The sequence below is a fragment of the Moraxella oculi genome (genome assembly GCF_023336735.1).
Classification (GTDB): Bacteria; Pseudomonadota; Gammaproteobacteria; order Pseudomonadales; family Moraxellaceae; genus Moraxella; species Moraxella oculi.
Genome location: NZ_JAMBAQ010000003.1, coordinates 74,186 through 84,619, shown reverse-complemented (window position 1 = coordinate 84,619; position 10,434 = coordinate 74,186). Strand labels below are relative to the sequence as shown.

Below are 10,434 nucleotides of genomic sequence, written 5' to 3'. Positions count from 1 at the left end.
TATGGACAGATTTGATGCCATTCATGCAGTCAATGCTTTTTTAACCAGACCTGAGATCACAGCAGGATCAGCCCGCCCTGTCGTCTTATCTTTTACCGCATTCATCACACGACCCATGTCTTTCATGCCCTGTGCATCCAGCTGTGTGATGATGGTAGAGATGATTTGAGTCAGTTCTTCATCAGACAGTTGCTCTGGTAAAAATTCACTAATGACATCAATCTCAAATTGTTCCTTTTGAGCCAGGTCTTCACGACCATTGGTGATGTAGATGGTCAAAGATTCTTGGCGTTGCTTGATTTGTTTTTGTAAGAGTGCCAGCACTTCTTTATCATCAAGCTCAACTTGACCGTCAATCTCGATTTGCTTGATTGCTGCTTGCACATTACGCAAAACCTTAACCCGCTCCATCTCTTTGGCTTTCATGGCATTCTTAATGGCATCAGCTAATGTGTTTTTTAAGGTCATGATCAACTCCAATTATATGATAGATTTATCCATCATTATATCGCTTTTGGTCAATAAAATAAATCTTATATTTTTGACCGTGATTGGTCAACTGTCGAAATCTTTCAGCTTAGCTCAACTTATTTTTGATGAATCCGATGAATATTGGTAAAGTTGTGAATGCAACAATCCCAAAAATCACATAGGTGAAGTTATCTTTAATGACTGGCTGATTACCAAAGAAAAAACCCAATGAAATAAATGACGCAATCCAGCAAAAGCCACCAATCACATTATATGCCAAAAACCTCTGATAGTTCATACCTCCCGCACCTGCCACAAAGGGAGCAAAAGTACGAGCAAAAGGTAAAAATCTGGCAAAAATGATTGTTTTTCCACCATGTCTATCAAAAAATTCTTGGGTTTTTAGTAGGTGATGCTGATTGATCAAGCGATGATTTTTTTGAAAAACTTTTGGACCAACATATTGACCAATATGATAATTGAGTGTATCGCCAAGCACAGCTGCTAAAAAAAGCAAGCCAATCAGCAAGGCAGGGTTTAGTTCGCCCGTTACTGCCGCCAATGCCCCCACTGCAAACAGCAAGCTATCACCTGGCAAAAATGGCATGACCACAAAACCCGTTTCAATAAAGATGATTAAAAATAAGATGCCATAAATCCACATGCCATAATCTGATAGAAAAACCGCCAAATGCGCGTCAATATGTATGATGAAATCAATCAGCTGTAAGATGGTGTCCATGTCTTTTGTCCAGATGGATTATGGGGGCAATCAACGCATTTTATCAAAATTAAGGGGCCATCACAAGCACGACAGATCTCCAAAGATTGCCAAATTATGTGATAAAATACCAACAATCCCATCAAACAAATTATCACACAGTTAGAAAATTCATGCTAGAAATTCGCCATTTGCACATGTTAGCCACTTTATCTCGCCATGGCTCTCTTGCCACTACCGCTGACGAACTCAACCTCACCGCCTCCGCCATCTCTCATCAGCTCAAAGAGCTTGAAAGTTATTATGACATTACATTGGTCAATCGTAAAACCAGACCCGTCACTTTCACCCCAGCAGGCAAGCTGCTATTACAGCTTGCCAATCATACCCTACCACAAGTTGCACGCACCACATCAGATCTTAGACGACTGGCACATGGTCAATCAGGACAGCTAAGGCTGGCAAGCGAATGCCACAGTTGTTTTGATTGGCTCATGCCAATCTTAAACATCTATCGACATGAATACAGCGATGTAGAGCTGGATTTTGCCACAGGTTTTGAGCCTGAACCTCATCAAATGCTCATTGATGGCGACATTGATTTACTCATCACCACCAGCAACCTACCGATTGATGGCATCACCTATCAGTCGCTTTTTACCTATGAAAGCCGTTTAATACTCTCACCTGCACATCAGCTGGCCAGTCAAGAACGCATCCAGCCTGCAAATCTAACAGATGAGACACTCATCGTCTATCCTGTTGAACAAGAACGCCTTGACATCATGGCCAAATTTCTAACTCCTGCTGGCATCACCCCCAAGCAACTACGCACCACCGAACTGACGGCAATGCTCATTCAGCTTGTGGCGTCAGAGCGTGGTGTTGCCGCCCTACCTGACTGGGTGGCAGCTGAATATGAGAAAAAAGGCTGGATAGTTAGTCGCCCTTTGGGTACAGGTGTGTATTGCCAACTGTATGCCGCTGTGCGTACCAACAGCCTAGACATGGCATACATGAAAGGTTTTTTAGCATTATTAGACGACATCATCAAACCTTGATGACAAGTCGGTCAGGCATCATCTCATCAAACATCTTTAGCAATTTTAGCAATGTTTTTAACATAAAAGTGCGTCTGATGATGTAACAAAATAGCGATTTACACCCTTTGCATACTATACTATAATAAGCATGCAACAAATGGATTTATTACAAATGCACCTACTTTTTAGCATTTGTGATTGCGGTTTGGTGTTGACTTCATTAATCAATCATCATACCGACCGAATTTTATGATACGATACATTGGAGTTTTTTTTATGAGCAAATCTACCATCATCTACACCTATACAGATGAAGCCCCTGCACTGGCAACTCATTCCTTACTGCCCATCGTTCAAGCCTTTACCAAAAGTTCTGACATCGATTTTGTGACCAGCGACATCTCTTTGGCAGCACGCATTCTCTCTCAATTTCCTGAATATCTTAGTGAAGATCAGCGTCAAGAAGACGCATTGACCAAGCTTGGTGAATTGGTAAAACAGCCCAGCGCCAATGTCATCAAATTACCAAACATCTCAGCATCAATGCCTCAGCTGACAGCCGCCATTAAAGAGCTACAAAATAGCGGCTATGCCGTACCAGACTATCCAGATGATGCCAATACCGATGAATTAAAAGACATTCAAGCTCGTTATGACCGTGTCAAAGGTTCGGCAGTCAACCCTGTGTTGCGTGAAGGCAACTCTGACCGCCGTGCACCAAAAGCTGTAAAAAACTTTGCCAAGAAATTTCCACACGCCATGGGTGCATGGAATAGCGATTCAAAAACCCATGTCGCCACCATGACAGACAATGATTTTTTCCATAACGAATTATCATTCACCGCCGAACAAGCAATGACCGTAAGCTTGGTATTCACCGACAATGCTGGCAATCGCTCCGAACTTCGCAAGCCAATCACGCTACAAGCTGGAGAGGTATTCGACGCCACCGTCATGAATAAAAATGCTTTGGTGACATTCTTAAAACAACAAATCAAAGACGCCAAAGATCAGGGCGTGCTGTTTAGCCTGCACATGAAAGCAACCATGATGAAAGTCTCTGACCCAATCATCTTTGGCCATGCTGTACAAGCCTTCTTAGCACCAGTCTTTGAAAAATTTGGCAACGAGTTAAGCGATGTTGGTGTGAATGTTAATAATGGCTTGGGTAATTTATTCTCCAACCTAGAAAAACTAGAAACCAACACACGCATTGATGTTGAAACATTGATTGCCAAGTCATACTATGAAGGCCCTGCAATCGCCATGGTGGATTCTGACAAAGGCATTACCAACTTACATGTTCCAAGCGACATCATCATTGACGCTTCCGTACCTGCAATGATTCGCTCTTCTGGTCGCATGTGGAATGCCCAAGGTGAATTACAAGACACCAAAATCACCATTCCAGACAGTACCTACGCACCGCTGTATGACACTGTTGTCAAATTCTGTAAAGAACACGGTGCATTTGACCCAACAACCATGGGTACTGTGCCAAATGTTGGTCTAATGGCTCAAAAAGCCGAAGAATACGGCTCTCATGACAAAACCTTTGAAATGAAAGCTGATGGCAAGGTTGAGGTGATTGACGAAGCTGGCAATGTACTGCTATCACACAATGTACAAGCTGGTGATATTTGGCGTGCCTGCCAAACCAAAGACGCCCCAATCAAAGACTGGGTGCAACTTGCCGTCAATCGTGCTCGCCTATCTAACACGCCTGCTGTTTTTTGGCTCGATGAAAATCGTGCGCATGACGCCCAACTCATCAAGAAAGTACTAAATTATATCGGTCAGCTTGACATCACCGATTTGGACATTCGCATTTTACCCATCGCAAAAGCAGCTCAATTGACACTTGAACGCCTAAAAAATGGAGAAGACACCATCAGCGTTACTGGCAATGTGTTGCGTGATTATTTGACCGACCTATTCCCAATTTTAGAGCTTGGCACTTCTGCCAAGATGCTATCCATCGTCCCACTCATGAATGGCGGTGGCATGTTTGAAACAGGTGCAGGTGGTTCGGCACCAAAGCATGTTCAGCAATTTAACGAAGAGAACCATCTGCGTTGGGACAGTTTGGGCGAATTCTTAGCATTGGCGGTATCGCTTGAACACACCGCACAGACGACAGGCAATCATAAAGCACAAGTTTTGGCAAATGCTCTAGATGCCGCCACCGAAAAACTTCTACTTAATGACAAATCACCAAAACGCAAAGTCGGTCAGCTGGATAACCGTGGCAGTCATTATTATCTGGCAAAATATTGGGCACAAGCATTAGCAACGCAAACAGAAGATGCAAGCCTGGCGGAAGAATTCAAACCGATTGCCCAAGCCTTAGCGGATAATGAAGAAATCATCATTAATGAACTAAACAGCGTACAAGGCAATCAGGTTCATACCAATGGCTACTACTCAGCTGATCGCAAGTTACTGACCCAAGCAATGCGTCCAAGTGCCACCTTCAACCAAATCATTGATCAACTATAATTTTTTTCATCATAAAATGCCATCTTGCCATAGGTGGCATTTTTATTATTTTACCAACAAATGCAATACCAATCATCATGAAGAAAAAGATATTCTCCACCTTGGTTTACCTGATGATGTTTGTTGTGATTTATGGTGCTGTTAATTGGTATCGTGCACCAACTCTACCCAACACAGCCAACCTCACTTATGCCAATGAACACAATCAGCTCATCGATGTCATTGCAGTCAGTCATCAGCAGCCCATCTTGGTATATTTTTGGGGCACTTGGTGCTCAATCTGCAGTCTAACCTCACCCAACATTCAAGCCTTACATGCCAATGGTCAGCCAGTCGTCAGCGTAGCGGTCAAATCAGACAGCACCGAAGCGTTGGGACGGTACATGACGATGCACGGTTATGATTTCATCGCAATCAATGATTTGGGCGGTGAGATTTTTCACGCTTGGCAAGGCAAAGTAACTCCATCATTCGTGATTTTAAAAGATGGTAAAATTCATCAAAGCTTCACAGGCATTGCTCCCTTATGGTCATTAAAATTAAGACTGTGGGCCGCCAGTCTTGTATGAATGAAAATCCATCATCCTATGTTATAATATCCATCAAATATCAAGGCATATTTGGAAATCTTATGAACGCACAAGGCACACTATACATCATCACTGCCGCATCAGGCACAGGAAAGACCAGCTTAGTCAAAGAGTTGCTTGCCACCACGCAACAATTACAAGTAAGCATCTCTCACACCACCAGATTGCCCAGACCTGCCGAAATCGAAGGCATGCATTATCATTTCACTGACAAGGCAAGCTTTGAACAACTCATCGCCGATGGTGCTTTTTTTGAATATGCAGAAGTTTTTGGTAATTATTATGGCACCAGTCAGCAAGCGGTAGAAAATCTACTTAATCAAGGAATTGATGTCATCTTAGAGATTGATTGGCAAGGTGCATTACAGATTAAGCAACAACGCCCCGATGTGGTGATGATTTTTATTTTACCGCCAAGTCGTGATGCTCTACACAATCGCCTATCTGCACGAGGACAAGACTCTTTGGAAGTCATTCAAACCCGCCTATCTGGCGCTGTTACCGAAATGAAAAACTACCATCATTTTGATTATATCGTCATCAATGACGATTTTAACGAAGCCTTGAAGGATTTGCAGTGCATCATTAAGGCACAACGCCTGACACTTGCAAAACAGCAAGTGCGTCATGCCCATACCATCAACTCTCTTCTATCAGACGAGTCATAAAAAGGTCATAAGTAATAGGTAATATATGCAGCCATTTAGCCCTGACATGATGATCTATCTGCTTGACATGGTGGGAATCATCGCATGTGCTTTTGCTGGAACAACATTGGCTTTGCACAAGCGTTTTGATTTTTTTGGCTGCATCTTAGTATCCATGGTCAATGCCATCGGTGGCGGTACCATTCGTGATGTCATGCTTGATCGCCATCCTTTATTTTGGATGACTGATTTAAATTATGTCATCGTCATCACTACTACTTCATTGATTTGTCAAATATTTTTCACACTTTATCAAAAAATTGACTGGACACTGAAATTTTTTGATGCCATTGGACTGGCGGCATTTAGCGTCATAGGCTTAAAAGTCGGCTTAGCTTTTGGTACTCACCCCATGATCGCCGTGATGATGGCGGTACTGACCAGCATTGCAGGCGGCATCATGCGTGATATGATTTGTAACGAAATCCCTCTCGTCTTACAAAAAGAAATCTATATCAGTGCCAGTTTGGCAGGCTCATTGTTGTATTTTTTACTTGCCAAGATTGGTGTGGCGACCAGTCTGCACGACACATTGACGCTCGCCACAATTTTTGGCGTCAGAATGCTTGCGGTCATGTTTGACTGGCATCTGCCATCACTTCGCTTAAATTTTAAAAACTAAATAACCGCTTTCAAACTTTAAATATAACGCCCTACCACCTCTGCCATCATTGCGATGTGCATCTCATCTGTATTGAGTGCAGGAATGTACTCATAAGACTTTCCACCCGCTTGGAGAAAATTATCACGATTTTCTACTGCCAGCTCTTCTAAGGTTTCAAGACAGTCAGCGCTAAAAGCAGGACTTAACACCTGTACCGACATGCCGCCAGCCCCCCATTCTGCAAGCAACTCATCAGTATAGGGCTTTAACCACTCTTGTGCTCCAAAGCGAGACTGAAAGCTTATCGCCCATTCGTTCATGCCAAGCCCAAGTTCGCTGGCAACCAAAACAGCTGTTTTTCTGCATTGCTCAGCATAAGGATCCCCCTTGTCTGCATAAGGCTTGGGAATGCCATGAAAGCTCATCAATAGTCGGTCAGCTCGCCCATGTTCCTGCCAATGCCTGCGAATACTTTGAGCCAATGCCTGTATGTACAGAGGGTGGTCATAGTATTCCTTGATGAACTGAATGGCTGGCATATTTCTCTTTTTTTGACAATACCCTGCCACTTTATCAAACACCGCACCCGTTGTCGTTGCTGAGTATTGCGGATATAAGGAAAAAACAATAAAATCATCATAGCCCCTATCTTGGAGATCCTGCATGACAGTTTTGATGTTTGGATTGCCATAGGTAGTTGCTGCAAAAACAGGCGTGTTTTTACCCTCTGATACAAGCTTATCTTGTAACAATCTGGCTTGAGACTTTAAAATCGCCAATAATGGTGAACCGTCAGGAGTCCAAATACTTTGATAAGCATGAGCAACACGCTTGGGGCGAGTGGTTAGTACGAATAGATTTAAAATGATCTGCCAAATAAACGGAGGAATCTCAATCACTCGTGTGTCAGATAAAAACTCACGCAAATAACGACGCACCCCTGATGGCGTGGGCTCGTCAGGAGTACCCAGATTAACAAGAATGATGGCGGTTTTCATGATGCTTTGTCGCTTTTAAAACTGATTTTGATTTCATCTTAGTGTAGCATTTTTTGATAAAAATATCAGTATTTTTCATAACCAATCACATGAAGCTTAATTCAACAACAAAATTCAGCAAGACGCTTAGTGCAATCATAAAATCTCATGAAAAATTGCTTAAAAGTCGCCCAAAATGTTACAATAACCCAAATCAATTCAACATAAGATAACACAGATCAATCGGAACAGTTCGTGGAAAATTTAACAACACCCCCCTACCTCGATCCCAATTCAGTTGGCATCGTTACGCCACAAATACTACACTTTGATGAGCCATTACAATTAGAATGTCAACGCATTCTACCATCATTTGACTTGGTGATTGAGACCTATGGACAGCTTAACGCTGAACGGTCAAACGCCATTCTCATCTGCCATGCTTTATCAGGCTCACATCATGCCGCAGGTTATCACAGTGCGACCGATGAAAAGGCAGGCTGGTGGGACGCACTGATTGGTAAGGATAAAGCGATTGACACCAATGAATTTTTTGTCGTCTGTCTGAATAATATTGGCTCATGCCATGGCTCCACAGGCCCTACGACCATCAATCCTGATACAGGAGAACCGTGGGGGGCAGACTTTCCACTCATCACGATAAAAGATTGGGTAAAGACACAAGTCATACTCTCTGACCGCTTGGGCATCACCAAATGGCATGCCATCATAGGTGGCTCAATGGGTGGCATGCAGGCATTACAGTGGTCGGTGGATTACCCAGAACGCCTAAGTAAAGCCGTCATCATCGCCAGCACACCAAAACTGTCTGCCCAAAATATCGCCTTTAATGAAGTGGCGCGCCAATCCATTTTATCTGATCCTGATTTTCATGAAGGTTGGTATGTCAAGCATGGCACTTATCCTAGAAGAGGACTGGTCTTAGCACGCATGGTCGGTCATATCACCTACATTACCGAAGATGCCATGAAAGCGAAATTTGGTCGCGATTTAAAATCAGGGAAGTTCATGTATGGTTATGATGTTGAATTTCAAGTCGAAAGCTATCTTCGCTATCAAGGAGAACGATTCAGCAAAAATTTTGATGCCAACACCTATTTACTCATGACTAAAGCACTCGATTACTTTGATCCCACACGAGACTACACCACTGACAATCTGGACGAAAAAACTGCCCTAGAACAGACACTTGCTCGCACCCAATGCCAGTTTTTGATCGTTTCATTCACAACGGACTGGCGTTTCTCTCCAGAACGCTCAATAGAAATCGTCGACGCTCTGATTGCCAATGGCAAAGATGTCAGTTTCATCAATGTGGATGCACCACATGGTCATGATTCGTTTTTATTTGACATTCCTCGCTATGCCAATGCAGTGAAAGGTTTTTTGTCGGCACCCATACGGCATTCCTCCAAAACATCATCAGCATAAACCTCTACTTAATGAATCAGCCTGACTTAATATCTTGATATCTTGCGACAGTTGCAATAGGGAAACTCATGAATAACATCGATCATCAACTTGCTGAAAAATGGATACAGCCAAATACCAAGGTGTTGGACCTAGGCTGTGGCGATGGCACTTTGCTTGCTCATTTGCAAGAACACTTGGGGGTGTTTGGCTATGGCTTGGAAATTGATGAAAAGAAAATCAATCAAGCCATTCTCAAAGGCTTAAACATCATTGAACAAGACTTAAATGATGGCTTGGCACGCTTTGCCGACAATAGCTTTGATACGGTCGTGATGACTCGTGCCTTGCAAGCGGTAAAAAACCCACAAGACCTTCTCAATGACATGCTTCGAGTGGCAAAAGAAGGCATTGTTACCTTTCCGAATTTTGCCTATTGGCAGAACCGTGTGCACTTGGGCATTAAAGGCATGATGCCCATCAGTGAGACCCTACCCCATCAATGGTATGACACGCCCAACATTCATCTGTGTACCTTTAAGGATTTTGAGCGACTTTGCCATGATAATGGCATCACCATCTTAGAGACCGTCGCCATTAATGATGATGCCAACTTGCCAAATAAGCTGATGCGTAAACTTGTCAAACACATACCAAATCTTCTGGCTGATGTGGCCATTTACCGCATAGCAAAAAATTAACACAGGCGGCCATCATTTGTAACATCTCGCTCGTTGAATTTTTGTCGCCAAAGTGCTAACATAGATGACAACTTTTCTTATCTTTGGAGTTCATGTGAAAACGCTTAAAATCGCCTTATGTTCAGCCTTATTGGGACTGTCTGTCGCTACCCACGCACAGATCACAACCACCATTGACAGCTTTCATGGGAGCGATTTTGAACACATGGACATCAACAGATTAAACGCCAAAGCCTCGCAAGGCAATCATCACGCTCAATTTTTCTTGGCGAAGCGACTACAAAAAGGTGAAGGTGTGGCAAAAGACCCAAGTTTGGCCGCTTATTGGTACACTCGTGCCGCCTTACAAAATGCCTCGCCTGCACAGCTCAATCTTGGGCTGATGTATCTGCGTGGCGAAGGCGTCAAGGCTGACATGAATGAAGCTCGTCAATGGCTAGAAAAAGCAGCTCATCTGGGAGACAATCGTGCCAGCTACGCCCTGGCAATACTTGATGAGCGTGAAAAACGCTTCGTTGATGCTTATAAATGGTATGAGCTATCCAGTCGTGATGGCATGCTTGACCAAAACATCAAAAACAAAGCCCAAACAAAAATTGGGCAACTCGCCCTAAACCTATCATCACAAGACATCGAAAAAGCCAAAAACAACGCCAATCATTGGTTTCAAAATCAATGATTTTATGGTGG

General features: G+C 43.2%; 11 protein-coding genes. 8 read left to right on the top strand and 3 right to left on the bottom strand.

The features are described 5' to 3' along the window. Nucleotides 1-21: 21 nt before the first annotated feature. The gene (locus M2R47_RS02560; protein WP_283162890.1) at nucleotides 22-468 is read right to left on the bottom strand and encodes a GatB/YqeY domain-containing protein; all 447 of its coding nucleotides are present in this window, start codon (nucleotides 466-468) and stop codon (nucleotides 22-24) included. Nucleotides 469-577: 109 nt separating this feature from the next. After that, complete coding sequence (locus M2R47_RS02555) at nucleotides 578-1,213, bottom strand: DedA family protein (protein ID WP_249098470.1); 636 nt, start codon at nucleotides 1,211-1,213, stop codon at nucleotides 578-580. A 152-nt stretch (nucleotides 1,214-1,365) separates the two neighbouring features. Between M2R47_RS02555 and M2R47_RS02550 the strand changes: the two genes are divergently transcribed. From M2R47_RS02550 to M2R47_RS02530, 5 genes are all read left to right on the top strand, one after another. Beyond that, on the top strand, nucleotides 1,366-2,253 hold the full coding sequence (locus tag M2R47_RS02550; protein WP_249098468.1) for a LysR family transcriptional regulator: 888 nt from the start codon (nucleotides 1,366-1,368) through the stop codon (nucleotides 2,251-2,253). A gap of 258 nt (nucleotides 2,254-2,511) precedes the next feature. Next, a complete protein-coding gene (locus M2R47_RS02545) occupies nucleotides 2,512-4,734 on the top strand; it encodes an NADP-dependent isocitrate dehydrogenase (RefSeq protein ID WP_249098465.1) in 2,223 nt (740 codons plus the stop codon). Between the two features lie 113 nt (nucleotides 4,735-4,847). Further along, entirely contained in the window at nucleotides 4,848-5,303 is a 456-nt protein-coding gene (locus M2R47_RS02540) for a redoxin family protein (RefSeq protein ID WP_249098462.1), read from the top strand. A gap of 62 nt (nucleotides 5,304-5,365) precedes the next feature. Then, the gene (gmk, locus tag M2R47_RS02535) at nucleotides 5,366-5,992 is read left to right on the top strand and encodes a guanylate kinase (RefSeq protein ID WP_249098459.1); all 627 of its coding nucleotides are present in this window, start codon (nucleotides 5,366-5,368) and stop codon (nucleotides 5,990-5,992) included. A 25-nt stretch (nucleotides 5,993-6,017) separates the two neighbouring features. After that, nucleotides 6,018-6,653, top strand: coding sequence for a trimeric intracellular cation channel family protein (locus M2R47_RS02530; protein WP_249098455.1), 636 nt, complete (start codon nucleotides 6,018-6,020; stop codon nucleotides 6,651-6,653). Between the two features lie 17 nt (nucleotides 6,654-6,670). On the opposite strand, the gene hemH is transcribed toward M2R47_RS02530, so the two are convergent. Then, nucleotides 6,671-7,636: a ferrochelatase gene (gene hemH, locus M2R47_RS02525; RefSeq protein WP_249098693.1), complete on the bottom strand. Its 966-nt coding sequence runs from the start codon at nucleotides 7,634-7,636 to the stop codon at nucleotides 6,671-6,673. Between the two features lie 231 nt (nucleotides 7,637-7,867). Between hemH and metX the strand changes: the two genes are divergently transcribed. The 3 genes from metX (at nucleotide 7,868) to M2R47_RS02510 (ending at nucleotide 10,423) form a co-directional block, all read left to right on the top strand. Next, on the top strand, nucleotides 7,868-9,064 hold the full coding sequence (gene metX, locus M2R47_RS02520; protein ID WP_249098453.1) for a homoserine O-succinyltransferase MetX: 1,197 nt from the start codon (nucleotides 7,868-7,870) through the stop codon (nucleotides 9,062-9,064). Between the two features lie 68 nt (nucleotides 9,065-9,132). Beyond that, nucleotides 9,133-9,744, top strand: a complete 612-nt coding sequence (metW, locus tag M2R47_RS02515) for a methionine biosynthesis protein MetW (protein ID WP_249098449.1) — start codon at nucleotides 9,133-9,135, stop codon at nucleotides 9,742-9,744. A gap of 94 nt (nucleotides 9,745-9,838) precedes the next feature. After that, nucleotides 9,839-10,423 (top strand): tetratricopeptide repeat protein, encoded by a 585-nt coding sequence (locus tag M2R47_RS02510; protein WP_249098447.1) that lies wholly within the window; start codon nucleotides 9,839-9,841, stop codon nucleotides 10,421-10,423. The last annotated feature ends 11 nt before the right edge of the window (nucleotides 10,424-10,434 follow it).

Excerpts from the sequence above, each read along its gene's own strand:
- M2R47_RS02560 (WP_283162890.1), bottom strand. The coding sequence starts at position 468 with ATGACCTTAAAAAACACATTAGCTGATGCCATTAAGAATGCCATGAAA.
- M2R47_RS02555 (WP_249098470.1), bottom strand. The coding sequence starts at position 1,213 with ATGGACACCATCTTACAGCTGATTGATTTCATCATACATATTGACGCG.
- M2R47_RS02550 (WP_249098468.1), top strand. The coding sequence starts at position 1,366 with ATGCTAGAAATTCGCCATTTGCACATGTTAGCCACTTTATCTCGCCAT.
- M2R47_RS02545 (WP_249098465.1), top strand. The coding sequence starts at position 2,512 with ATGAGCAAATCTACCATCATCTACACCTATACAGATGAAGCCCCTGCA.
- M2R47_RS02540 (WP_249098462.1), top strand. The coding sequence starts at position 4,848 with ATGATGTTTGTTGTGATTTATGGTGCTGTTAATTGGTATCGTGCACCA.
- gmk (WP_249098459.1), top strand. The coding sequence starts at position 5,366 with ATGAACGCACAAGGCACACTATACATCATCACTGCCGCATCAGGCACA.
- M2R47_RS02530 (WP_249098455.1), top strand. The coding sequence starts at position 6,018 with ATGCAGCCATTTAGCCCTGACATGATGATCTATCTGCTTGACATGGTG.
- metW (WP_249098449.1), top strand. The coding sequence starts at position 9,133 with ATGAATAACATCGATCATCAACTTGCTGAAAAATGGATACAGCCAAAT.